Below are 25285 nucleotides of genomic sequence, written 5' to 3'. Positions count from 1 at the left end.
TCAAAATTATAGCCGATAAAAACGCCGCCGTCAAAAATGAGGGCCGGATAATGCCGAAATATTTACTCCTCCGGGCGAAATTAACGCCCCGGCCGGCGCAGAAATACCCGCGCCGCCGCGACGTTCGCGCCCTTTTCTCTTCTTGACAACGGCCGCTTCCGCGTTTAGAATATTAAACGCGCGACCTTTAACGGTTTTAGGACAAACAGGAGACGACGGGATAAAATACTTAAAATACGCCGGTATTAGCGTTTTGGCGGCGAGCGCCGCGTTCGCGGTAGCGCCGGACGCGGTGACGGCGGGCCGCGGGACTCACGGCGCCGCGCCGGCCGCCGACGGCTTCGGCGCCGTCATCAGCTCGTTTCGGATGACGGGCGTCGCGAAGCCGTACGCCCTCGGGATTTATCGCGACCCGTCGTACGTCTACGGCCTGATACACGGCTCGAGCCAAAACTACCTCTACCGCTTCACGGCCGCCGGCGCCCGCGTAAGCTCGTACGTCTTAAACGGGACGTCGACGCCGCGCGACGCGTGCCCCGCCCACATCGGCGCCGGATACTTGGCGTTCGTGGACGCGACGAAGCGACACCTATTTATATCCCGCGTCACGGGCGGCCCGGCGGTGGCGTCCTTTCCGGTGGCGGGCAAGCCGTTCCCGCTCAACTGCTTCTGGGACGGCAGCTATTATTACGTAAACGGCCCGTCCGACCTCGGCGAATTCGCTCGCTACGGCGAGACGGGCGCCGCCGCCGGCACGTGGAGTTGCGTCGGTTGGCCCGAAGGCATGACGTACTGCGGCGGCGCCGCCCACGCCGAGCACGGCAACAACGCCCCCGGGCCGTACTTCGTCGCCTGTTCCTGGCTGGGCGGCGAGCCGATGTGCATGACGACGTTCCCCGGCGGCTCGCTGGTGCGGACCTGGACGCCGCCGCTCGAGAACGGCAACGGCCTGGCCTACGGCAAATCCTCCCTGCCCGCCGCCTACGGCGACGCGGTATGGGCGGCCTGGTTTACGGGCTCGTCGCAGTACGCGCTCGAGTTCGACGTCGCCGCCCGCTCCCGTCCCGCGGTCGCGCCGGCGAGTATCGGTAGGATTAAATCGCTATATCGCTGAAGGGGCCGCGCGTAACCGCGGCGGTTACTCGAGCCGGCGACGCGTTTACGTCGTACGGCCGCTCCGGAAACGGTAACGGATAACCCGCGGTTAGCCCCGTCCCCGAAAAGGCCCACGATTTTTTTCCTTGACAAGGGAAGTCTTTACGGTTAGTATTTAGCTATAGAAGGACAATATTTAAAACGGTAGGAGAAAGGAGATTAGTAATGAGGAGATTAGTATACGTAGGCCTTGCGGCGCTGGTCGCGAGCGCGGCGTTCGGCGCCGTAAGTGAAGATACCGCGGGCATCCCGGGGAGTGCACCCGGCCCCATCACGAGCAACGACGCTATGGGCTCGATCATCCAATCGTGGACTACGCCGGCCGGCGTTAACGGCCGCGGGTGTTTGGAGACCGGCGGGTACGTCATCGTCAACACGTACTACAACCCGCAGTACGTCTGCACCACGGCCGGCAGCCTGATCCGGAGCCACAACATCTCCTTGGGAAGCGGATGGCGCGACTCGAGCCGCTGCCACCTCGGCACCGGCTACTACGCCATACTCAAAGCCAACTCGCCGTACACGGTCGCGTTTATGAACCACTCGACCGGCTCCGTGGCAGGCTCGTTCAATACTTCGTCGATGGGTTCGTGGCCGATGAACCTCGCGTATGACCCGGACGCCAGTTGCTACTACGCGAACAGTTATTCCATGAGGACGAGCGCGTACAAATACTCCACCGTCGGGTCCCTTACGGGCACTATCGTGATCGGCGGCATGGGTACATACGTCGGCGCTTTGGGTTATACGAAAGCCGCCAAAGGCGAGAGCGGCGCGTACATCTGGGCGAGCAACTTCGGCGCCACGACCGAAGCCATCTGCACCACCACCGGTTCCGTAATCGCGTCCTGGAGCGGGGCCGAGACCAACGGCTGCGGCGGCGACTGTGGCAAGTCCAGCGTGAATGGTGCCTGGGTCGTATGGGAGCTGCGCAGCCCCACTTTGAGGCTTTACGAATACGACATCGAAGGATTGGTGACCATAGCACCCGAAAGCCTCGGCGCGATCAAGACCCTCTTCAAGTAATAACCAGGAGAAAAGTTTAGTGAAAAAGCCCCCGTTCGGGGGCTTTTTTTTGCCGTTTTCTTTATCGCCGCCGTAGGAAAAATCGGAGTCGTTTTAACGACTCCTTGTATAAGCGACCGCGGCCTCGAACGCCTCGTCGTCGACCGATACGGCGTGGCCCGCCTTCAACTCCTCGAGCCAGGCGCGGGTCTCCTCGACCACCTGAGGACTATTAATAATTTCCTCCTCCACGCGCCGGCGGCAGGCCCGCGCGACGTGAAGGTCTTCCAACGTCAATTGCTCAAAAGGCCGGTAATAAATCGTCTTAAAGAAACCCCAGCGGCCGTCCCTCAGCTGAAAAACCCGACTTAGCTCCTCCAGCTTATATTGAAATACTATGGGCCGGAGCTCTTTCGCGAGTTCGGCGTCGCGCGCGGCGGCCTCGTCGCCGAGTGCCCCCGGCTCCCGCGCGATCTTGACGACGCCCAAAAATTCTTCCTTCTCCGGGGGGAGCACCGGGGGTTGTTCCTCCAACAGCGTTTCGGCCCGCCTCTTCTCGTTCTTGTATATTTCGCCCGAAACGACGAGGTCTTTGCCGGCCTCAACCTCGGCGTGATAAGCGCGGAGCTTACCTTCATCCGGCATTAGAACGACGTACGCCTCCGCCACCTCGGGCTTTTGAAAATCTTCCTCGCGGGCCCCGTAAAAACGCGCTATGTCTTCCTCGGTGGGGAACGGTAGCCGCGGCCGCAGGTCCCGCTCGTACAGGGCCGATATAAGGTAGTCGGCGCGCTTCTTCGCCAACTCGCGCGTCAAATCGTCGTCTTTGTCCAGGCCGAGGCGCAACGCCTCATTTTCGGCCAGCGCCCAATTCTCGAGGTCCTCTAAAGTTTTGGAGAGTATACCGTCGAACAAGATAGGGTTCTCCCGGCGATAACGGTCGGTGGCCTCGCCGCCCACCCCCAACAACGTCTCGGTCGAATCGAGCCACCCGTCGAAAAGGACGGGAACGTCGCCGCACCGCGATATAGCCAACCCCCGGCCGTAGTATTCCTCCCGAACATCCACCATCGGCCCGCCGCGGACGGCGCTCAATACGTCGAGATTGCGTTTGACCGGCGTGGCCTCGCGCCATTCCGCCGCGCCGGCCTCGAACGCGACTCCGGCCTTCCTCTTTCCGACCGCGGTCCTTATCTCCTCCTCCCTTTCCGCGAGCGTACCCCGCTGTCCGTGGACCACCTTGTCGACGCGGAAGATGCGCCACTTCAAACCGCTCTCGTCCTCAACCACCGGCGTAAAGGAACCGGCCGGCGTGTCGTAAACGGCGCGGCTTGCATTATCCCCCGTATACGGTAACGGCATCTCGCAAGCCCCGCCGGTCTCCGCGATATACTCGTCGGCCGAATATTTTCGGACTACCTCTTCCCACGGTACGCCGGCTTTCAACTCCTCATAGGCCTCGGCCGCGGTTTCCGGCTCATCCGATTCGAAGAAAGAATACATGCGCCATTTAGTGTTTTTGTCATAAAAATCGACGACCTCGTCTTCCGTAACCGTCACGCCCGCTTCCGCCCGCCGCCACATTTTTTCGCGGAGGGCCGAACTCCGGAAAGCGTCGAGGTTGGCGGCAAGCGAGGCGTCGCGGTCGTAACCGCGGGCGGCCGCCTCGATCTCCAAAATTTCCGCCGTAATCAGTTTCTCCAGGATGTCCCTCGCCCTCGCTTCGACGTCGTTCCCGGTAGAGGGCATCTCGCCGGCCTTTATTCGGTAAAAATAAATCAAGTCGGCTACGGTAACGGCCGGTACGCCGTCGACGGTGGCGACGGCGTCGTTCACGACGGCGAGGCAAGGCCCGGCGGCCGCCAAAAACGCCGCCACCGCGAAAATAACGCAAAAATTTAATTTTTCCACCAGCTCACCCCTTGAAGGCCGCGGATGTCGCGACGGGTAAAAAATCAGAGGTTAATATAACACATAATTTCCTCACGAATCAAGGTTTACCCGGGGACCACATACAACTCAGCTTCGGTTTTGTGCGGCGCATTTTTATTTATTAAAAAAATACGGGGCCGTGATAAAATGCAATCGCTAAGGCGATATAAATTTTTCGAACAATTGGAGGGACGATGAACAAATTAAAATACTTAGCGCTAGCGGTAGTAGCGACGGGTGGGGCATTTGCCGGCGTGAACGGAGACGCCGCGGCCGGCACCGAATCGAAATAAACGGGCGCCGACGCACGATACGAAGCGCGGCTTAGTCCGAAGGTTATTACGTACGGAGAGTTCGTTAAAATTACGGCCGAAAGGAGTTCTTAGTGTGAAGGGATTAGTTTACATAGGCGTTACCGCGTTTCTGGCAAGCGCGGTTTACGCCGGGCCGCCCGTGGCGTTGAGCGGCGGCGGGACGCCCTCGGCCGCCGCGCCTCCCGCCGACGGCATCGGCTCGGTAATCAGCTCGTTCAAGATGTCGCCGCTTGCCGAACCGTTCGCGCTCGGCGTCTACCGCGACCCGTCGTACGTGTACGGCGCTATGTACACCTCCGGTACGGACTACCTCTATCGCTTCACCCCCGGCGGCGCACGCGTAAGTTCGTTCGCTTTGAACGGGACGTTGAAACCCCGCGGCGCGGACCCGGCGCACCTCGGGTTCGGATACCTGTCGGTGGTCGACGCCGACGCCCGAAAGCTCTACGTCTTCCGAACCACGGGCGGTTCGCCCGTAACGAAGTTTTCGGTCGGAGGGTCGCCCTACCCCTTGAACTGCTTTTGGGACGGGAATTATTACTACGTCAACGGTTCCTCCGACGTCGGCAAGTTCAATCGTTATACGACCGCGGGCGCGGGAGCCGGCCGGTGGACCTGCGCCGGTTGGCCCGGCGTCATAACTACCGTCGGCGGCGCGGCGTACGCCCACCGCGGTAACAACGGGAAAGGCCCGTACCTGGTAGCTTGCTCTTGGACGGCCAGGCAACCGATGTGCATGACGACGTTCCCGGGGGGGTTGCTCATCCGGACCTGGACCGTCCCGGCGAACAACGGCAACGGCCTCGCCTACGGCGATTCCTCCAAACCGGGCGTCTACGGCGCGGCGGTATGGGGCTGCTGGTATACCAACGACGGCATGTACGCGACGCAATTCGACGTCGAAGCCCGCGGCGCCGCCGTCGTCGTCCCCGTCAGCCTGGGTAAAGTGAAGTCGCTCTACCGCTAGGAAAGCCTTCCGGGTAAAAAGCCCCGCATCCGCGGGGCCTTTTTCATTTGCGTAAAAGCCTTCCGGCCTAAGGCCGCGAACGCCGGCGCAGCGCCGCGGCGACCCGCGCCAACGCCGCGTCGTCGACGGTTACCTTGTGCCGCGCGCGCAGCGAACGTATCCACTCCTCCGCCGCCGCGGACGTTTCGGGAGACTTGACGGTTTCTTCGAAGACGGCTTTGCCGCAATAAAACGCCACTTCCGGGTCGTCGAGGCCGCGCCGCAGCGGCGGCTGGCGGTAAATCGGCTCGTAAAACGCCCATCGGCCGTCGCTCAATCGGAATACGTCGCTGAGTACGTTGAGCCCCTCGAACGGAAACACCCGGGGCCGGAGCTCGGCCGCAAACGGCGGGTCGGACGGCGCGTTGGCCTGCGCCGGGTCCACCGTTATCGCGACGACGCCCAGCCACTCCCGTTCTTCGGGAGGAGCCGGCGGCGGGAGCTCATAAAGCTCTTGCGCCACTTTTTCGCGCGCGCGGTTCCGCGCTTCCCCGGTGACGACGAGGTCCGCGCCGGCTTCGACCTCTTCGTAGAAACCTTCGAGCTCGACGCGGTCGGGCATGGCGACGAGGTAGACCTCCACCCGCTCGGGGGTGTAGAAGTCCTCCTTGTGCCGTTCGTAAAACGCCTCGACCTCCTCAGGCGACGGCTCCGGGACACGGGATAGGAACTGCTCTCGGTAGAGGATATCTATCAGCATGTCGCCGCGGCGCGCCGCCATCTCCCGGCGGAAGGACGGTAGGTTATCGACACCCTCCTTCAACGCCCGGTATTCCAGAAGGGCTTCGTCCTCGAATCGGGACAGGGCGTCGTTCCAAACCGCTTCGTAGCGGTACGGCTTGAGCTCGCGCATCCGGTCCACCTCGTCGGGCGGCAATAGCATGAACTTCTCCACCGTAGAAAGGACGTCGTCGAAGTAAACGGGCACCCCCCCTGCGTCCGAGAGGACCGCGCCCTTGCCGGCGTACTCCGCCCTGAGCTCGGCGAACGGCGCCTCGAATACCTTCCGCCACAACTCGTCGTCGCGTTTTACGGGCGCCGCCTTGCGCCACCCGCGCGCGAGGCTGTCGAACCGTTCACGCGTCTTGCGCGCCTTGACGGCGTACTCGATATCGCGCCTGGCCTCGTCGAAACTCAGGCCGGAGCCGTGGACTACCTTGTCGCAGCGGTAGATGTGCCACGTAACGCCCCCGGTATCCTCGATGGGCGGCGTATACTCGCCGACCTCCAACGCGAACAGCGCTTCGCTCCCTTCGTCGCCGGCGTACTCCACCGGTGCGTCCCACGCGCCGCCCTCGCCGGTGTACCCCCGGAACGTGGAATACTCCTCGACCACGTCTTCCCACAGCCGGCCGGCCTCGAGCGCCCGGTACGCTTCCTCCGCCCGGGCGGGGTCCTCGGCCTCGACGAACGAATACATCCGCCGCTTCCCGCTCTTTTGGTAAAAATCCAGAACCTCGGCGTCCGTTACGACGACCGCGTCTTCGATGCGCCGCCGCATGTAGTCGCGGAGCGCCAGGCTCCGCGCCGCGGCGAGGTCCTTCTGGATAACCGGCTCGTCGGCGTAACCCCGTTGCTCGGCCTCGAGCTCCAGGACCCTGCCGTCTATAGCGGCCTCCAGGATGTCGCGCAAAGTCTGCCCCAGGTCCTCTTCGCCCGACCACTGGCCAACGGCCAAACCGCGCTCGTAGTAATATTCGAGGTCGCCGGCCGTGATCTCGTGCTCGCCGTCTATGATGGCGACGGCCTCGTCGTGGGTGGGTACGCAGCCGGCGGCGATAAGCGCCAACGCCGTCGACGCCCATAATTCCAAAGCCCGTTTGGTCAACATTCGAATACTCCTCGGTAAGCGGAACGGGAATATACTATCGGCGGTGATTATTGTAACAAGTCTACCATATCGGCCGCGCTGCGACAATAAACCGCCGTAATCGGGCGGTCCTATAATTAACCCGGAAATCGTCGTCCTATATTAAAAACGAATACGAGAACAGCGCCGCCGGCAGGCGTCTCCTTGACCGGGTAGGGCCGATATGTTATATTTAAAGAATTATTTTAAACACTTCGCTCCTTATCAAACAAGAGAGGTTCCGATGACCATCGCCCCCCACGGCGGCAAGCTGATAAACCGCATCGTACCGCCCGAGCGGGCCGGCGAGCTGTTGGCGCACGCCGCCGCCCTTAAAAAAGTAGCCATCGACGAGCGGACCACCTCGGACCTGGAAATGATCGGCAACGGCGGCCTTAGCCCCCTCGATGGCTTCATGAGCGGCGCCGACTACCGGGCCGTCGTCAAAGATATGCACCTCGCGGGCGGCCTCCCCTGGACCATACCGATCACGTTGGGCGTCGACCCGGAGGTCGCCGACGAAATAGCGCTCGGCGAGGAGGTCGCGCTGACCGGCGGCCCGGGCGGCGACGTCCTGGCCGTGATGACGGTGGAGGAGAAGTACACGTACGACAAGCGCGAACGCTGCGTCGCCGTCTTCCGGACCGACGACGAGGCCCACCCGGGCGTTAAGGCCACGCTCAACATGTGCGACGTCTTGCTGGGCGGGCCGGTAACGCTGCCGCGGCCTATTCCCCACCGCCGCTTCCTCGAGTACCGCCTGTCACCCGCCGAGACCCGGGCGATGTTCGACGAGAAGGGTTGGGATACCGTCGTCGGCTTCCAAACCCGCAACCCCATCCACCGCGCGCACGAGTACCTGCAGAAGTGCGCGATGGAAATCGTCGACGGCCTGATGATACACCCCATCGTGGGGGCGACCAAGAGCGACGACATTCCGGCCGAGGTCCGGATGGAGTGCTATAAAGCCCTGATGGACGGCTATTACGCCGCCGACCGCGTGTGCCTGGTAGTCAACCCGGCGGCGATGCGCTACGCCGGGCCGCGGGAGGCTATCTTCCACGCCATCGTCCGCAAGAACTACGGCTGCACACACTTCATCGTAGGCCGCGACCACGCCGGCGTCGGCGACTACTACGGCACGTACGACGCCCATCATATATTCAAGGAGTTCGACCCGGCCAAACTCGAGATAACGCCCCTGTTCTTCGACCACGCGTTCTGGTGCACGAAGTGCGGCAACATGGCCTCCACCAAAACCTGCCCCCACGGCAAGGACGACCACGTCTTCTTCTCGGGGACGAAGGTCCGCGAGATGCTGCGGGAAGGGAAGCTGCCGCCCGTGGAATTCACCCGGCCCGAGATAGCGAAGCTGTTGCTGGAGGCGGCGAAAGCGGCGGATTAAAGCGCGGCCTCCGGAGGGTACGGTCATGATAGAATTACCCCAAGAACCAATCGCAGCTTTCTGCCGAACGCACCACATCGCGAGGCTTTCGGTCTTCGGCTCGGCGTTGACCCAGGACTTCGGCCCCGACAGCGACGTGGACTTCCTGGTTGAGTTCGAGCCGGGACACGTTCCGGGTCTTATAAGACTCGCCGGTATGGAGCGCGAGCTTTCCGAATTAATTGGACGTAAAGCGGATTTGCGGACAGCCGGGGACTTAAGCCGATACTTCCGGGACGACGTCATGGCAGCGGCTGTAGAACAATATGCGCGATGACGATCGCATCCGGTTGCGGCATATGATCGAAGCGGCCGAAGCGGCCACCAAGTTCACGGCCGGTAAAACACGAGACGATTTCGGTGCCGACCAGATGCTCGCTTTCTCCGTTTTACGCGCGTTAGAGGTACTAGGCGAGGCGGCGAACAAAGTCTCGCCGGACGTACGTAAAAAACTATCGGCCGTACCGTGGGCGGATATCGTGGGCATGCGGAATTGGTTGATACACGCTTACCACGACGTTAACTTGGATATCGTTTGGCGGACGGTAAAAGAAGAACTCCCGCCGCTCATCACGGCGCTTAAGGCCGCGGCCAATAAAGGCTAATACCGCGGGAATTTACTAGGCCCGAGATAGCGAAGCTGCTGCTGGAGGCGGCGAAAGCGGCGGATTAAAGCGTGGCCTCCGGAGGGTACGGTCATGATAGAATTACCCCAAGAACCAATCGCAGCTTTCTGCCGAACGCACCACATCGCGAGCCTTTCGGTCTTCGGCTCGGCGTTGACCCAGGACTTCGGCCCCGACAGCGACGTGGACTTCCTGGTTGAGTTCGAACCGGGACACGTTCCGGGTCTTATAAGACTCGCCGGTATGGAGCGGGAACTTTCCGAATTAATTGGACGTAAAGCGGATTTGCGGACAGCCGGGGACTTAAGCCGATACTTCCGGGACGAGGTCCTGGCAGCGGCGGTAGAACAATATGCGCGATGACGATCGCATCCGGTTGCGGCATATGATCGAAGCGGCCGAAGCGGCCCGAGTTCACCCGGCCCGAGGTAGCGAAGTTGTTGCTGGAGGCGGCGAAGTAAACCCTTTAACCGTCGCGTTCGTAAATACCAAGGCGGCCACGTAGGCGAAATGGGAAAAACGTCGCGGAAAACCGGAATTTTTTCGAAAGCCCGCCACCCCGAGCGCTGGCACGAGGGCCGGCTCATCTGGCTGCTTATAGTCCTGGTCGCCCTTATGATCGCGTATCCGTTCTTCGTCCACAAACCAGCCATCATCAGCGTCTTCAACCTATTCCAGACGGCGGCGCTCTTGCTCGCGATTTACGCCGTCTGCCGAAAGAAGAAAGAATTCATACCCGTGGCCGCGGCCTTCTCGCTGTTCGCGGGCCTTTCGTGGTTTGATATTCTATACCTTAAAAACCCGGCGCTGAAAGTCGTCATTGTCCCGGGGTGGGCCGCTTTCTACGGCTTCGCCATCGTCGCGGTACTATCGCGGATAAGCCGCTACCGGCGGATTACGGTCGACGAGCTATCGGGCGCGGTAAGCGCGTACATCCTCATCGGCCTTTTCTTCACGATGTTGTACCTCTGGCTCGAGATGCTCCAACCCGGGTCCTTTCACATAAGCGAACAAACCAATCCTAACAGCCTCGTCGACTACTCCGACTTCGTCCTCTTCAGCTTCGCGACGTTAACGACGCTCGGCTACGGCAACATCACGCCGCTCACGCACTTCGCCCAGGTATTGGCGGTATTCGAGTCGGTCATAGGCGTCCTGTACGTCGCGGTCCTCGTCGGCGGCCTGGTGGGTACATTGATAGCGGAGCGCCTCGAGGAAAAGCGCCACGGGCACGAGAACGACGCCGACAAGGAACCTGACGGAGTTGAAGATGAATAGCGACCCCAAATTAGCCGTAATCGGCCTCGACCGCGCCGACCCGGCCTCTAACCGGCCCGATACCGCGCCGGCGTGGACGAAGGGGGCCGGCGCGTCGTTGTAGCCGTTGACCGGCCGCGCGCCGTGGGTTATTATGGAGGGCGCTTCGAGGGGCGCCCTTCGCTATGATTACCGCCGTACACGAAAAACGCAAGGCCGCGCTGGAGGCGGAGCTCGCCCGCATCCTCCCGCTCCTCATCCACGAGTACGGCGCCGAGAAGGTAATCATCTTCGGCTCGCTCGCGACGGGGGAGGTCGGCGAGTGGTCGGACTTGGACTTAGTAATCATAAAAGAGACGGAGACGAAATCCATGAACCGGATCGACGACGTCGCGAGACTCACCAGGCCGCGGCTTGCCGCAGACGTCGTCGTTTATAGCCCGGCCGAGTTCGAGCGAATGAGCGAGGGGCGCCGGTTTTTCCGGGAAGAGGTAGTCGCGAAAGGGCGGGTGGTGTATGACGCCGGAATGGCAGCCGTGGTTTGAGTTCGCGGAACGCGAACTCCGCGCGTGCCAAAAGTTGCTCGAGGGGGAGCTATACGCGAACGCGTGTTTCCACCCGCAACAAGCGGTCGAAAAAGCGCTCAAGGGCCTTCTTTTGTATCGCGGTAAAACCGTACCTAAAACCCACAACCTTCCCGAACTTTTCGTACTATTGGAAGAGGCCGCGCTCGCGTCATACCGCGACGCTATCGACGTATTAAATAAGTATTATATCCCTACGCGTTACCCGGACTTGATCGGGGGCGACGAGCCATCGTGGTTTTCGGACGAGAACGAAGCGCGAAATGCGCTCGCCCGGGCGCAAGAAATCACCGAAACTATAATCGCAATCGTCAAATCTTGAAGGCGCGTTTACCTATGATTACCGCCGCACACAAAAAACGGAAGGCCGCGCTGGAGGCGGAGCTCGCCCGCGTCCTCCCGCTTCTCATAGACGAGTACGGCGCGGAGAAGGTAATCATCTTCGGCTCGCTCGCCACCGGCGAAATCGGCGAGTGGTCGGATATTGATTTGGTGGTTATAAAAAAAACGCGCAAAAAGTTCTTCGACCGGCTGGACGACGTTATAACGCTAACTGACCCCCACGTTGGCATAGATTTTTTTGTCTATACGCCCGTGGAGTTCGCGGCGTTGTGCGAGAAAAGGCGGTTCTTCCGGGAGGAAGTTCTCGCAAAGGGGCGCGTTATTTATGGAAGATGAAGAAAAAGCGTGGCTCGAATTCGCGCGAAGGGACCTCGGCGCGGCTCAAGGCCTGATTAGTCTAAAATATTACGTAAACGCCTGTATTGACGCTCAGCAAGCGGCCGAAAAAGCGTTAAAAGCGTTTATCTTAGCGAAAGGCAAGGCCATCCCAAAAACCCATAACTTATGTGGAGTTGACCCGGCTCGCCGGCGCGGGGGAATTCGCGGCCATAGCAGCGGAACTGAAAAAGCTGTCGAAATATTACGTTCCCCTACGTTACCCGGATACCGTCAACGGCTTACCGAAAGCGGAATTCCCTTCTCGAAAAGACGTTTTGAAAGCTGTGAAAACGGCTAAAGCCTGTATAAAAATCGTCACCGAAAACTTACGATAACGGAAGAACACCCGAGGTAAACGATGCCCCCTAAATTCGCTATCATAGGCCTCGACTGCGCCGACCCGGTCCTCGTCTTCGACAAATGGCTGGACGAGCTGCCGAACATCAAATCGATAGTGGAGCGCGGCACCTGGGGGCCGCTGGAGTCCACCATCCCCGCCATCACGGTCCCGGCGTGGATGTGCATGATGACGTCGCGGGACCCGGGCCAGCTCGGCTTCTACGGCTTCCGCAACCGCCGCGACCACTCCTACGACGGCCTGTTCTTCGCCAACTCGCAGGCGGTCCGCGTCGACGCGGCGTGGGATATCCTGGGCCGCGCCGGCAAGCAGGTCATCGTCGTCGGCGTGCCGCCGTCCTACCCGCCCAAACCGGTCAACGGCCACCTCATCTCCTGCTTCCTCACGCCCGACGCCGACAGCGAGTTCACCTACCCCGCTTCGCTCAAGGGCGAAATAATAAAAGAGTTCGGCGAGTACATCATCGACGTCGGCGACTTCCGCACCGGCGACAAAGACTACCTCCTCGAGCAGGTGTGGAAGATGACCGCCAACCGCTTCGCCGTCGCGCGGTGGCTCGCGACCAACAAGCCGTGGGACTTCCTGATGTTCGTGGAGATGGGGCCGGACCGGCTGCACCACGGCATGTGGAAGTACTTCGACCCCACGCATCCCAACTACGAGGACGACCCGCGCTACAAGGGCAAACTGAAAGAGTATTACGTTTACCTCGACGGCAAGGTCGGCGAGTTCCTGGAGGTGCTGCCGGACGACGCCCACGTTATGATCGTCTCCGACCACGGCATCAAGAGCATGGTCGGCGGCATCTGCTTCAACGACTGGCTGATAAAAGAGGGCTACCTGGTGCTCAAGGAGCCGGCGACTGAGCGCACGAAGTTCAAGTACGACCTCGTCGACTGGGAGAAGACGCGGGCCTGGGGCGACGGCGGCTACTACGGCCGGTGCTTTTTAAACGTCGCGGGCCGCGAGCCCCAGGGCACTATCCCCGCCGGCGACTACGAGAAAGTGCGCACCGAGCTCGTGGAGAAACTCGAGGCCATAACGGACGAGCGGGGCGTCAACATCGGCACCCGGGCGTTCAGGCCGGAGGAGCTCTACCGCGTCGTCGGCAACGTCGCGCCGGACCTCATCGTCTACTTCGGCGACCTCGACTGGCGTTCCATCGGCTCGGTAGGGAACGCGACGGTCCACGTCCACGAGAACGACACCGGCCCCGACGACGCCAACCACTCGCAATTCGGCATCTTCGCCTGGGCGGGGCCGGGCGTGGTCTCGAGCCGCCGCGACGACCTTAAAATTTACGACGTCGCGCCGACGGTGCTAAAAACCTTCGGCCTCGAGCCGGCGCCGGAAATGATCGGGAAGGCCCTAGGTTAAAAATTTGCCTTCGCGCGGGAATTGTGTTTTAATTACGCGCAGGGACGCAGGGTACCGGCGTCCCTTTTAATTAATGTTACCCAGAATACTTAGGAAATTGTTATCGTGGGCGGCGTTCGTCGCCGCCGCCGCGTTCTTCTGGGGCGCGACGGAAGCTTTTATCAACTACCGCTGGCCGCCCAAGGGCGTGTGGCGGACGGACCTCTGGCTCCCCTCGACGTACAACCGCGTGGTTTTCTACGCCGTAGTCGTGGCGGCCGCCGGCCTCGTAGTCGTCGCCGTCGGGAGCTTAATACGGCGGCTCCGGCGCCGGCCGGTAAAGGCCGCCCGCCGCCGGTGGGGCGGCGCGGTCGCCCTCGCGGCGATCATAGCTTCTAACGCCGGGTGGCTGGTCCTCGGCTTAATCGATTCGTACGAACTCGACGTCGGCCTCTTTAAACTGGACATACAGGAACGGGCGCCTTTTTTCGAGTACTGGGGGTTCTTCGCGCTCGCGGGGGCGGCAGTGGCCGTCGCCCTCGCGTTCGCGTTGGGGAGGAGACGCTGGGCGAGGATAACGGCGCGATACCTCCAGGTGGCGGGCGCGGCGCTTTTTCTCGCGACGGTCGTCACGCACCACGCAACTCAAATGCTGCGGCCGCGGCCCTACGGCCCCAATATCATACTCATTGTCCTCGACGCCTGGCGGGCCGATACGTTGCAGCCGGAGCTGATGCCCAATTTATACTCGTTCAGCCGGGAAAAAAGCCTATACTTCGAGCGCGCGTGGACCAACGGCACGTGGACGCTGCCGGCGATGACGACGACGTTCACCGGTCAATACCACGACACGCACAAGTTCCGCCGGCGCGCCGACTCGGATAAACGCAACCCCACGCTGGCGCAGATCTTATACGAGGCCGGCTACGAGACCGCGGCCTTCTCCGCGAACCGCGTCCTCAACCGAGACAGCCCGACAACGGAAGGTTTTGAGGACTTTTACTTTTCGGATTGGTCGCCTCTCCTCCGCGGGATCCATTTCTACGACACTAATTGGTACGGCTCGGCCGTCCGAGGCCTTTTTCACGGGAAGCGGATCTCCGAGGACAGCCGGATCCTCAGCCGTATGCTCAGCACGTACCTGGCGCGTCCTCACCGGCGGCCATATTTTCTATGGGTCCACTATATGGACCCCCACGGCCCCTATACGCCACCCCCGGGTTATTACTTACCGGACGATGAGAAATATATTTTGGACTTTCGTCCGATCTTGAGAAGGCGACGGCACGTCAACAAGCGCCTCTACGAGGGGGAATGTCGGTTCGTGGACGACCTGTTGGCACCTATCCTCCCGCGCCTTGCCGCGGAGCCCGATACCATTACGATAATAACCGCCGACCACGGCGAGGAGTTCTGGGAACACAGTCAAGAATACGGTTTTTACCACGGAAAATCGGTCTACGAAACGGTAACGCGAGTCCCACTCCTCGTCTTTTTACCGGCTAAGGCCGCGGCCGTGGTCGACACGCCCGTAAGCTTGGTGGACCTCGCGCCCACGCTCCTCACCCTCAGCGGTTACGAACCGCCGCCGACGATGCAGGGCCGGCCGTTTTTAACGACTGACGGAGACGTCGTTAAAGACCGTCGGCCCGTATTCATCGGGGGCTGTTTCCTTAAGCTCCGCGGCCGTATAACGGAACGCCGGGACGCCGTAATCATTTGGCCTTATAAACTTATCCTGTTTCACCAAAAACCCGGGCGACGGGGCGAATACTACAACCTCGCCGCCGACCCCGGCGAGCTGAGGCCGCTACCGGAAGATAAGTCTGCGGGGCGCCTCCGCAAGGCGTTGCGGGTGTGGCGGCGTAACGTAAGGCGCACGGGTCGGTACCCCGAATACGGAGGCGCCGCCGCGCCGGACCTCCGGGCCCTAGGGTATATCCAATAGCTACTATTTCAACAGGCCGGCACGGAAAAAAGATTTACCGCGTGGTTATTAAAACGTTAAAGAGTGTGTTGGCGTGGGCGACATTCGTCCTGGCCCTGGCGTTCTTCTGGGGCGCGGCGGAGGCCGTCTTCAACTATTTCTGGCACCCCGCCGGGACGTGGTGGGGCGACCTCGTCTACGAATCGGCGTACCGGCGCGCGGTGTTCTACTGCTTCACCGTAGGCGTGCTCTCCGCGGCCGCCGGCGTCGCGGCGCTGGTAATATCCGGCGTCGTAAAGCTCCTATCCGGCAGATGGGTGCTGGATACGGCTCGCCGGTGGGGCGCCGCCGCGGCCGTGGCCGCGTTGATTACGTCCAACGTCGGTTGGCTCGTCATCGGCTTCTTCCGCAAAGGCAAAGTTAAAATAGGCGATTTGGCGGTAAACCTCCGCGAGCCGGCGCCGTTCTTCGAGTATTGGCTCGCGTTCGCCGTTCTGGGCATAGGCCTCGCCGTCCTATTAGCCCGGCGCGCTGCGGGAAAGCGGTGGTGGCGGCGGGCCGGGAAGGTCTTGCGCGTCGTCGGCGTCGCCGGCTTCGCGCTTCTCGTCGCCGCGCACTTCGTCGTCCCCGCCCTCCGCCCCGTACCGCGCGGCCCGAACATCTTGTTTATCGTACTCGACGCGTGGCGAGCGGACTCCTTCAGGCCCGACCTCATGCCCAAGCTGTCGGCCTACGCGGAAAAAAACGCGGTCGTTTACGAACGGGCGTGGGCGTGCGCGCCGTGGACGTACCCCTCGATGGCGGCGTGCTTTACGGGCCACTATCCGGACGCGACGCGGTTGTGGCCCCGCCCCTCGCGCGACCTGCACCGCACGGCGGCGTCGCACCTGCGCGGCGCCGGGTACGATACCGGCGCCGTCGTGGGCAACGTCGTCCTGGAGCACTACACGCCCATTACCACCGGCTTCGATTACTTTATATACTGGGACTGGCGGCCGCGCCTCCGCGCGATACATTTTTACAGCACCAACTGGTGTTGCGGGCCGGTTCGCCAAAAATACCTTCCCCGTAAAAGATACCGGCCCGAGACGAGTCGCACCATCACGCGGCTTACGCGGTCGTACCTCGCCAAGCCGCGCCGCAGGCCGTTCTTTCTGTGGGTACACTACATGGATCCCCACGCGCCGTACAACCCTCCGCCGGGCTACTACGACCCCGCGGACGAAAAATTCATAAAAGACCATAAACCCGACCTGCGCGAGCGGGGCGACGCCTACCACCGCCTCTACGAGGGCGAATGCGCGTTTCTGGACGACGTCCTGGGGCGGGTTTTCAAGGCGATACCGGACCCCGACAACACGGTCGTGATTATAACCAGCGACCACGGCGAGGAGTTCTGGGAGCACTACACGTACGGCCACGGCAAGTCGGTCTACGAAACGGTTACGCGCGTACCGCTAATCGTCGCCGTACCCGGGCGCGGGCCGGCCGTGACCGACACCCCCACCAGCCTCATAGACCTGACGCCGACGCTCCTCCACCTCGCCGGCGTCGACGTGCCGGCGGATATGCCCGGGCGGCCGCTCGCCGGGACGCCCCGGGAGGGCCAAAACAAACTAATCTTCATAGGCAGCGATTACACCGACCGGAAAGACTACCAACCGCCGCGGCGAGACGCCGTCGTACTGTGGCCTTGGAAGCTAAGTCTGGAGCACTGGAAGATGAACGCGGCCGGCGAGTACTACAACCTCGAGCAAGACCCGGGCGAGCGCAACGGGCTCCCGGAAGACGACGTGGCCCGAGCGCTACGCGCGAAGTTGGAAAAGTGGAAGAAGGCGGTTAAGCCCAAAGGTATGCAGCCCGCTCGAGCAGCGGATTTCGCCGACGCCGCGGACCTCCGGGCGCTGGGTTACGTACAGTAAAGGTCAGCTATGCACGTCCGAACCGAGGGTGCCGGGATAAAGGCTCCTTTTTATATCCGAACTAAACCGCTTAGCGTCGCCGCGAGGCTGCTAAAAAAAGCGCATTCTCTCACCTTCATCACCGCGGTAGCCGCGTTGTGGGGTACCGCGGAAGCCCTCATTACCCACGTATGGGGCGTGCGCGGCGTATGGCGGCCTTTGGACCTGTGGGAGTCGGCGTTAACCCGGTCCTTGTTCTACCTGGTCGTAACGGCCGTTTCCTCGCTGCTCGCGTGGAGTGCCGCGGCCGCCGTAAACCGGGAGAAGAACGTCGCCTCGAGCGCGCGCTGGCGCGCCGCGGCCGTCGTCGCCCTTGCCGTCGCCGCGGAGGCCGGGTGGCTCGTCCTCGCGCTTACGGCACGTTTTGAGTTCGAGTGGTGGTTCCTCTCGTTCGACGTCCGGGACCCGGTAGGTTTCGCGGCGTACTGGGCGGTGTTTTTAGCGGGGGCCATCCCCCTGGCGGCGGCGTTGGGTTTCCTCTTCCGCTCCCTCGGGCGGCGGCTGCCGCGAGTAGGCCGGTGGTTCCGCGCGGCGGGCGTCCTGCTATTCGCCGGCTTAGTCGGCTACCACGTAACGGCGCCTCGGTTCAGGCCCGTAGCGCCCGGACCGGATATAGTGCTCGTCGTACTCGACGCCTGGCGCGCCGACGCATTTAACCGGGAATTGATGCCCAACTTAGCGGCCTTCGCCGAACGCCACGCCGTAACGTACCGCAACGCCCGGGCGACGGCCTCCTGGACCATCCCCTCGATGGGCTCCGTCTTCACCGGCGAGTACGCCGACGTACACGCTCGGCGGCACCTACTCGCGCCCGTGCGCCGGCCCCCCACCGTGGCCCGCCTCCTCTACGCCGCCGGGTACGACACGTACGCCCTAAACGCCAACCGGCTCTTGCAGCGGTTCTCGTACGTCGTGGACGGCTTCGACCACTACTACTACGCCGAGGACCGGCCGCTATTACGCCTCGTCCGCTTCTACGATACCAACTGGTACGGCCCCGCGTTCAGGAAGGTCCTCAATAAGACGCCGACGTGCGAGTACAGCCGACGGCTGGCCCGCGAACTCGAAACCGTGACGTCTACGAGAGGACGCCGGCCCCGATTCGTATGGGCCCACTTCATGGACCCGCACGCACCGTACGCGCCGCCGCCGGGGTATTATAGCGGCGCCGACGCCGAACTAGTAAACGATTACCGCCCGGCGGTCAAAACGCGGGCGCCGGCGTACCACCGCCTTTACGACGGCGAGTGCCGCTTCATGGACGACCTGCTGGAACCGATTCTGGCGCGGCTGGCCGCCGGCGGCCGGACGGTCGTCGTCGTTACCGCCGACCACGGCGAGGAGTTTTGGGAGCACAAAACGTACGAACACGGCAAGTCGGTATACGAAACGGTCCTGCGCGTACCGCTGCTCGTCGCCGTCCCGGGCGAGCCGGCCGGCGACTTCAAGGACCCGGTAACTTTGCTCGACCTCGGGCCGACGATACTCGACGTCGCAGGCGTTGCGAAGCCGGCCAACATGCGAGGAAGAAGCCTCCTGCGGACGCCGGGCGAGGAGGCCGTGCTGATATACGCCGGGAGCAAGTTCGGGGCGTCGCCCGACTACAAGCCGAAACGGCGCGACTGCGTCTTTTGGCGAGACTGGAAGTTGATACTACCGCACGACGGCGGGTCCCGGCCGGGCGAATTTTACGACCTACTCCTCGACCCGGAAGAGAACGACCCGTTGTTGTCGCGGTCTTCCCTCGCCGACGCTTTGTTCGTAGCGCTCTCGTTGTGGCAAGAGACCGTCTCCCGAGAAGAAGTCGCCGAGTTTGACGAGGACTTTGCCGCCGAGCTGCGTGCCCTCGGCTACGTACAATAACCTAACCCCTCAACCGCGGCTTTATCCCGGCGGGAGACACCCACATCCCTTTTAGATATCAAAAGTTTTATTGCTTATTGACTTCGACAAGCGGAGTTGATAGTATTTCGAAAATAGGAAAAGGAGTCTGACACGCCCGAATACTTACGCTACGCGGTGTTGGGCCTGGTCCAGGGCTTGACCGAGTTCTTGCCGGTTTCGTCGTCCGGGCACCTCGTCTTGGCCCAGGAATATTTAGGGATTGCCGCGCCGGGTATCGTCGTCGAGGTGGCGTTGCACGTCGCGACGGCCCTCGCGGTCCTCGTCTATTTCCGACGACGCTTGAAGGAGATTTTCTCGGCGGCCTCGGGCGGGGGGCGGGGTTGGCTGAGGTTCGTGGCGCTCATAGCGGTGGCATCGCTACCCGCGGCCGTCGTCGGCCTGGCTCTCGAGGGCCGAATCGAGCTCCTATTCGAAAGCAGCCGCGCCGTCGGCGCAGCGCTATTATTCACCGGCGGCGTCCTGGCGGCGTCGTCGTTTGTAAGACGCGGCGACGCGAAGCTGGCGGACATGGCCTTCGCCGCGGCGCTGGCGGTGGGTGCGGCCCAAGCGCTGGCCATCGCGCCGGGCGTCTCGCGGTCCGGGATGACGATCGTCGCCGGTTTGCTCGTCGGCCTCGCCGGCGCCGAAGCGGCAACGTTTTCTTTCCTCCTCTCGGTGCCGGCTATCCTGGGAGCCGCGGCGTTGGAGGCAACGAAGATAAGGGCGTTTCAAGGGGATTGGACCGGGTTGGCGCTGGCGTTCGGCGTGGCGTTCGTCGCGGGTTTGGCGGCGATATACGTGGTGCTCGCTTCGGCTCGAGGCCGCGGGTTCGCCTGGTTCGGCGCGTACTGTGCCGCCCTCGGCCTGTTCGCCCTATTGATATAATACCGGCCTCGCGAAGCGCGGGCCGCATAGACCAAACGGCGGCCCGGGCCGGTTCTACCAAGCTAATTCCCGGCGACGGGCGGCGGTTTAACCGGCGCGACGCCGAGGCGTCGCCGGTCGCGCTTACAAGGGCCGACAACACGCGCGTTTGCAAAGCGCTTTAATTATGGCCGGACGAAGCGGCAAGAAAAAGACGGAATCGGGATTCAAGTACGGCCGTCAACTACTGGGCGTCGTTCTCGTCGTCGTCGCCGCGGCGTGCGCGACGAGCCTGGCGACCCACGACGCCGAAGACCCCACGGGGTTGGCTTCGGCCGGCCAACCGATCCACAACAGACTGGGCATCGCCGGCGCGTGGCTTTCCTTCTGGCTGCTCGAGACGCTGGGGCGGGCGGCTTTCGCCCTCCCCGTCTTTTTCGGCCTGTGGGCTTTCTTCCAGTTTCGCGGCGGCGTATCGCTGGCGCGCGAGTTCAGGCTCATCGTCTTCATGCTGGCCGTATTCCTGGGCGCGGCGCTGTTGGCGCTCGCCGTAGGGGGCGAAGGCGAGGAGACCTTCGCGGCCGCGGTCGCGCGGGGCGGCGCCGTGGGCCTATTCCTCCGCAACGCCGTCACGTTCGCCGTCGGGAGGGTATTCGGCCTCGTACTTGCGGCAGCCGCGCTCGTCGTCGCCGCGGCGTGGGCCGTCGCCGGCGTCTCGCCCAAAAGGTTGCTAAACGCCGCGGCCGGCTTCGCGAAATGGCTGGCTCGCGGCGCGTCGCCCATATTCCGGCGCGAAGAGGGCGAGCTCTACGAGGAGGAGGTCGAGGTCGAAACGGCACCGCCCGCCGGAACCGAATTGGTCGAGGAACCGGCGCTCGAGCCGCTCGAGCCGCCGCCGTCCGAATCGCGGGCCGCAGCCGCCCCCCCGCCCCGCCGCAGGCCCCCCCACCCGTACAAACTACCTCCCCGCGACCTCCTGGCACCCCCCGAGCCGCCCAAGGAGGAGGTCTCCCGGGAATATCTCACCGACTGCAAAAAGCGGCTTGAGGCCGCGCTCACCTCCTACAAAGTCGAAGGCCGCGTCCGCGAGATAAAAGTCGGCCCCCGCGTCTCCCGCTTCGAAGTCGAGCTCGCGCCCGGGCAAAAGTTCGGCGCCATGAAATCGCTGGAGGAAGACCTGGCCCGCAACATGGCCGTACCCGGCATAACGGTGACCAGCCTGGCCAGCCGCGGCGCCGTCGCGGTAGACGTCCCCAACCCGGTGGCCTCCCGCGTCGGCCTGCGCGAATTGCTCGGCACCAAAGCCTTTTATAAAGAGGTCCAACGTTCGAAGCTGACCGTGCCCCTCGGGCGGCGGCACGACGGCCAGGTCGTTACGGCGGACCTCACCAGGATGCCGCACCTCCTCGTCGCCGGCGCCACCGGCTCGGGCAAAAGCATATTCCTGAACGCCGTCGTAACGTCGCTCTTGATGACGTCGACGCCGGACGAAGTCCAATTCCTCATCATCGACCCTAAAAAAGTCGACCTCTCGATCTTCCGGGACGTACCGCACCGGCGCTACGACCAGGTGCTGTTCACCGAGATGGAGGACGCCGTGAGGGCGCTCAAGGCCGTCGTGCGGCGGATGGAGGGGCGCTACAAACTCCTCGCCGCGGTGGGCGCGCGCAACATCCAAGCCTACAATAAACTCTTCGCCGCGGACGAGGGCCGCCGCCAACTGGCGGAGAAGATTCCGGCGGGAACCGACGGGGAAGAGGGCCGGCCGCTGCCGTACATCGTCGTCGTCGTCGACGAGCTCAACGACCTGATGGTCCGCGAAAAGGCGCGCAAGGTCGAGGAGCAGCTCGTCCGCCTGGCGCAAATGGCGCGCGCGGTGGGGATACATCTCGTCGTCGCGACGCAACGGCCTTCGGTAGACGTCATCACCGGCGTCATCAAGGCCAACTTCCCGAGCCGCATCGCCTTCAGCGTCTCGTCGCAGGTGGACTCCCGGACCATCCTCGACCGCACGGGGGCGCAACATCTCCTGCCGGAGGGCGACATGCTGTTCCTCCCCACCGGCGCCGCCGAGCCGGAACGAATTCAGGGGGCGTACGTGGGCGAGGACGAGGTCGGCCGCGTCGTCGAGTTCTGGGCCGAGCAGCCGGCGCCGCAGGGTTTAACGTCCGTACGAGAGGTCGCCGACGAGGCGGAAGCGCCCGGCGGAACCTACCTCGAGCAGAAGGACGAGCTCTTCGACGACGCCGTCGCCCTCGTCGTCTCGCAAAAGAAAGCGTCGGTCTCGATGCTGCAGCGCCGCTTCCGCATCGGCTTTGCCCGCGCCGGCCGCCTGATCGACGTTATGGAGCTCCGCAGCATCGTCGGACCCGACGAGGGCCCCAAAGGCCGGAAAGTGCTCATTAAATCTCTGGATGAATTGGAAGACGCAGGACCGGGGCCCGGTGGCGAAGACGTTATATAAATTCGCGTTCCTATGCTGGTTCGTCGCGAACGCCGCGGCTCCGACCGCGGCGGTTTGGCCTTACGACGCGTCGCCGTCGATAAGCGCCGACGAGCTACTCGCCCGCGTCACCAAACGGTACAAAGCGCTGGACGACTTCCGGGCCGACGTCGTCGTGGCGACCTCCTCGCCCCACCTGGGCGAGACCTCCTCGAGCGCCGGCGTTCTCTATTCGCGCCAACCGAACCTGGTGCGCGTCGAGTTCCGCGAGCCGCTCGAGCAGACCATCGTCTTCGACGGCGAGTACATGTACGTCTACATCCCCGGCGGCACCCAGGTCCTCCGCTACGCCGGCCCCGGCCTCTCGTACCTGGCCGACTTGCCCCGGGCGCTCGACAACCTATCGGCCGACTACGACGTCGCGCTGGCCGCCGAAACCGGCGGCGGGACGTACGAGCTCCACCTCGACGCCAAGAGAGAACCGGCGCCGTTCCCCGAGATACGGATGTGGATCGACCGCGAACGCCTCGTCGCGGTGCGCGCCGACTTCTACGATGCCGCCCGCAACTCCACGTCGTACCGGTTCTCGGCGTACGAATTCAACCCGGGCCTGCCGGCGAGCCTTTTCTCCTTCGACGTCCCGCCGGGGGTCGAAATCGTCGACGTGAACGAACAAAACGGTCCGTGAGCCGGACGCTAGCCGTCATAAGTCTCGGGTGTGCCAAGAACCTGGTCGACGCCGAAGTAGCGGTGGGCGAGCTCCTCGCCGACGGGTACGAATTGACGCCGGACGAAGAGGCCGCGGACGTCGTCCTCGTGAACACGTGCGCCTTCATAGCCCCCGCTCGCGACGAGGGACGCCGGGTACTGGCCGAGCTTTCGGGGCGCATAAAACCGGACGCGACGCTGGCCGTGACGGGCTGCTGGCCGCAACTCGCGGCCGACGCGTTCGCCCGGGAGTTCGAACGGGTAGACGTCGTACTGGGCGTGGGCGCGGCGGCCCGGCTGGCGCACGCGGTACGCGAAGCCGCGTCGGGCCGGCGCGTAATCGACGTCGGCCGGCCCCGGCCGCCGCTGGCCGGCGTCGCCGAGCGACCCCGCCTTACCGCGCCGCACGTATCGTTTCTTAAAATCGCCGAGGGGTGCGACCACCCCTGTTCCTTCTGCACCATCCCGCGGCTCCGCGGGCCCTACCGCTCGCGCGACGCCGACGACGTCGTGCGCGAGGCCGAGTACGCCGCGGCTCGAGGGGTAGCCGAGCTTATACTACTGGCGCAGGACTCGAGCCGCTACGGCGAGGAGCTGGGCCGCGGCCTGAACCTGGCGGCGTTGCTGCGGCGGCTCGACGGCGCCGGCGTGCCGTGGCTGCGTGTCCTCTACCTGCACCCGGCGCGGCTGACGGAAGAGCTGCTGGGCGCGTTCGCCGACGTCGAGGCCGTCGTCAACTACGTCGATGTCCCGCTCCAGCACGTCGCGCCCCATCTCCTGCAGGCCATGGGCCGGCCGGCTTGGACGCCCGAGGAGGCGCTGGCCCGGCTCGAGCACGTGCGCGCGTCGGTCCCGGGCGCGGCGTTCCGCACGAGCTTCATCGTCGGCTTCCCGGGGGAGACGGACGACGACGTCGAGCTGCTCGCCGACTTCATCCGGGCGGCGCGCCTCGACCACGTCGGCGTCTTCGAGTTCTCGCCGGAAGAGGGGACGCCGGCGGCCTCCTTGCCGGATAGGCCGTCGCGCGAAGCCGCGGCCGCGCGGCGCGAGGAGCTGATGCTGCGTCAACAGGACGTATTGGCCGAGCTCTACCGCGAGCTCCGCGGCCGCTCTTTCGACGTTCTCGTCGACCGCGTTACGCCGGAAGGGGTCGCCGTCGGGCGAACGTACTTCCAAGGGCCGGAGGGCGACCCCGTCACGCTAATCCCGGACGCCGGGGAGCTTACGCCGGGACGTTTCGCGCGCGTCGAAATCGCCGGCTGGGAAGGCTACGAGCTCGTGGCGCGCGCGGCCCGGGGGGCGCGCCGTGCTTAATTGGCCCAACCTACTCACCTTGCTTCGAATTCTGTCCGCGCCCGTATTCTTGGTTTTCCTGCTCTCGAACTCGGCCGCACACCACACGGCGGCGTTCTTCATCTTCATAGGCGCCATCGCCACCGACATCCTCGACGGCTACCTCGCGCGACGGCTCGATTGCGTAACCGATTTCGGTAAAGTTATCGACCCGCTGGCCGACAAAGTCGTCGTCGTTACGGCGCTGGTGAGCTTCGCCGGCCTGGGCGCGGTCCCGCTGTGGATGGTCCTCGCCATCGTCGTCCGGGAGTTGGTCATAACGGGGTTCCGCGCCGTGGCCGGCGCGAAGGGCATTTACATCTACCCCACCACCCTCGCCAAATGGAAGACCGCGTTCCAGATGGCGGCCATCGCGGGGATACTGGGCCACTCGGTCGCGGCCCACCGGCTGGGAAATGAGTGGCCGGGGGCCCTCGACCCGGTGGTCGACGGCGCGATCACGTTCACGCTGTGGGTCGCGGTCGTGCTAACGCTCATCACGGGCGTGTGGTACCTCTGGAAGAACCGACAAGTCTTGGCGGACGTCTTCGTCCGTTAGG

Annotated in this window: 23 protein-coding genes; 21 read left to right on the top strand and 2 right to left on the bottom strand. The window is 63.2% G+C overall.

Translation table 11 applies throughout. The features are described from left to right. Positions 1 to 253 precede the first annotated feature (253 nt). Both VMX79_00565 and VMX79_00560 read left to right on the top strand, forming a co-directional pair. Positions 254 to 1114: a hypothetical protein gene (locus VMX79_00565; protein HUV85588.1), complete on the top strand. Its 861-nt coding sequence runs from the start codon at positions 254 to 256 to the stop codon at positions 1112 to 1114. Positions 1115 to 1320: 206 nt separating this feature from the next. Further along, entirely contained in the window at positions 1321 to 2181 is an 861-nt protein-coding gene (locus tag VMX79_00560; protein ID HUV85587.1) for a hypothetical protein, read from the top strand. 93 nt (positions 2182 to 2274) lie between these two features. Here the strand turns inward: VMX79_00560 and VMX79_00555 are convergent, their stop codons facing one another. Next, on the bottom strand, positions 2275 to 4071 hold the full coding sequence (locus VMX79_00555) for a peptidylprolyl isomerase (GenBank protein ID HUV85586.1): 1797 nt from the start codon (positions 4069 to 4071) through the stop codon (positions 2275 to 2277). A 408-nt stretch (positions 4072 to 4479) separates the two neighbouring features. Here VMX79_00555 and VMX79_00550 point away from each other — a divergent pair, with 408 nt between their 5' ends. Further along, on the top strand, positions 4480 to 5373 hold the full coding sequence (locus VMX79_00550; protein HUV85585.1) for a hypothetical protein: 894 nt from the start codon (positions 4480 to 4482) through the stop codon (positions 5371 to 5373). A gap of 67 nt (positions 5374 to 5440) precedes the next feature. Here the strand turns inward: VMX79_00550 and VMX79_00545 are convergent, their stop codons facing one another. Next, on the bottom strand, positions 5441 to 7243 hold the full coding sequence (locus tag VMX79_00545; protein HUV85584.1) for a peptidyl-prolyl cis-trans isomerase: 1803 nt from the start codon (positions 7241 to 7243) through the stop codon (positions 5441 to 5443). Positions 7244 to 7505: 262 nt separating this feature from the next. On the opposite strand from VMX79_00545, the gene sat reads away from it, so the two are divergent. The 18 genes from sat to pgsA all read left to right on the top strand — a co-directional run bounded on the left by sat (position 7506) and on the right by pgsA (position 25284). Beyond that, a complete protein-coding gene (gene sat, locus VMX79_00540) occupies positions 7506 to 8666 on the top strand; it encodes a sulfate adenylyltransferase (protein HUV85583.1) in 1161 nt (386 codons plus the stop codon). 25 nt (positions 8667 to 8691) lie between these two features. After that, positions 8692 to 8982: a nucleotidyltransferase family protein gene (locus VMX79_00535; GenBank protein ID HUV85582.1), complete on the top strand. Its 291-nt coding sequence runs from the start codon at positions 8692 to 8694 to the stop codon at positions 8980 to 8982. Continuing rightward, on the top strand, positions 8972 to 9310 hold the full coding sequence (locus tag VMX79_00530) for a DUF86 domain-containing protein (GenBank protein ID HUV85581.1): 339 nt from the start codon (positions 8972 to 8974) through the stop codon (positions 9308 to 9310). Before VMX79_00535 ends, VMX79_00530 begins: the two co-directional genes overlap by 11 nt. 93 nt (positions 9311 to 9403) lie before the next feature. Continuing rightward, complete coding sequence (locus VMX79_00525; protein ID HUV85580.1) at positions 9404 to 9694, top strand: nucleotidyltransferase family protein; 291 nt, start codon at positions 9404 to 9406, stop codon at positions 9692 to 9694. A 147-nt stretch (positions 9695 to 9841) separates the two neighbouring features. Beyond that, positions 9842 to 10609, top strand: coding sequence for an ion channel (locus tag VMX79_00520; GenBank protein HUV85579.1), 768 nt, complete (start codon positions 9842 to 9844; stop codon positions 10607 to 10609). Positions 10610 to 10773: 164 nt separating this feature from the next. After that, positions 10774 to 11133 carry a nucleotidyltransferase domain-containing protein gene (locus tag VMX79_00515; GenBank protein ID HUV85578.1) on the top strand — a complete coding sequence of 120 codons (360 nt, stop codon included), beginning with the start codon at positions 10774 to 10776 and terminating at the stop codon, positions 11131 to 11133. After that, complete coding sequence (locus tag VMX79_00510) at positions 11105 to 11494, top strand: HEPN domain-containing protein (GenBank protein ID HUV85577.1); 390 nt, start codon at positions 11105 to 11107, stop codon at positions 11492 to 11494. Before VMX79_00515 ends, VMX79_00510 begins: the two co-directional genes overlap by 29 nt. A 14-nt stretch (positions 11495 to 11508) precedes the next feature. Further along, positions 11509 to 11850, top strand: a complete 342-nt coding sequence (locus VMX79_00505; protein HUV85576.1) for a nucleotidyltransferase domain-containing protein — start codon at positions 11509 to 11511, stop codon at positions 11848 to 11850. Next, positions 11840 to 12190 (top strand): HEPN domain-containing protein, encoded by a 351-nt coding sequence (locus tag VMX79_00500; protein ID HUV85575.1) that lies wholly within the window; start codon positions 11840 to 11842, stop codon positions 12188 to 12190. Before VMX79_00505 ends, VMX79_00500 begins: the two co-directional genes overlap by 11 nt. A 60-nt stretch (positions 12191 to 12250) precedes the next feature. After that, on the top strand, positions 12251 to 13627 hold the full coding sequence (locus VMX79_00495) for an alkaline phosphatase family protein (protein HUV85574.1): 1377 nt from the start codon (positions 12251 to 12253) through the stop codon (positions 13625 to 13627). A gap of 73 nt (positions 13628 to 13700) precedes the next feature. Beyond that, positions 13701 to 15554, top strand: coding sequence for a sulfatase-like hydrolase/transferase (locus VMX79_00490; protein ID HUV85573.1), 1854 nt, complete (start codon positions 13701 to 13703; stop codon positions 15552 to 15554). Between the two features lie 65 nt (positions 15555 to 15619). Next, positions 15620 to 17455, top strand: a complete 1836-nt coding sequence (locus VMX79_00485) for a sulfatase (protein HUV85572.1) — start codon at positions 15620 to 15622, stop codon at positions 17453 to 17455. A 9-nt stretch (positions 17456 to 17464) separates the two neighbouring features. Continuing rightward, complete coding sequence (locus VMX79_00480) at positions 17465 to 19357, top strand: sulfatase (GenBank protein ID HUV85571.1); 1893 nt, start codon at positions 17465 to 17467, stop codon at positions 19355 to 19357. A 156-nt stretch (positions 19358 to 19513) separates the two neighbouring features. Then, positions 19514 to 20263, top strand: coding sequence for an undecaprenyl-diphosphate phosphatase (locus VMX79_00475; GenBank protein HUV85570.1), 750 nt, complete (start codon positions 19514 to 19516; stop codon positions 20261 to 20263). 166 nt (positions 20264 to 20429) lie between these two features. Further along, positions 20430 to 22706 (top strand): DNA translocase FtsK 4TM domain-containing protein, encoded by a 2277-nt coding sequence (locus tag VMX79_00470; GenBank protein HUV85569.1) that lies wholly within the window; start codon positions 20430 to 20432, stop codon positions 22704 to 22706. Beyond that, complete coding sequence (locus VMX79_00465; GenBank protein HUV85568.1) at positions 22687 to 23373, top strand: outer membrane lipoprotein carrier protein LolA; 687 nt, start codon at positions 22687 to 22689, stop codon at positions 23371 to 23373. Before VMX79_00470 ends, VMX79_00465 begins: the two co-directional genes overlap by 20 nt. Further along, positions 23370 to 24707, top strand: a complete 1338-nt coding sequence (gene rimO / locus VMX79_00460; GenBank protein HUV85567.1) for a 30S ribosomal protein S12 methylthiotransferase RimO — start codon at positions 23370 to 23372, stop codon at positions 24705 to 24707. Before VMX79_00465 ends, rimO begins: the two co-directional genes overlap by 4 nt. Continuing rightward, positions 24700 to 25284, top strand: a complete 585-nt coding sequence (gene pgsA / locus VMX79_00455) for a CDP-diacylglycerol--glycerol-3-phosphate 3-phosphatidyltransferase (protein ID HUV85566.1) — start codon at positions 24700 to 24702, stop codon at positions 25282 to 25284. The genes rimO and pgsA overlap by 8 nt, the downstream gene beginning before the upstream one ends. Position 25285: the final 1 nt, after the last annotated feature.

This window comes from bacterium, from assembly GCA_035529855.1.
In the GTDB taxonomy this organism is placed as follows: Bacteria; RBG-13-66-14; B26-G2; order WVWN01; family WVWN01; genus WVWN01.
The sequence above is the reverse complement of the archived record's forward strand: the minus strand, read 5'-3'. Positions and strand labels throughout refer to the sequence as shown.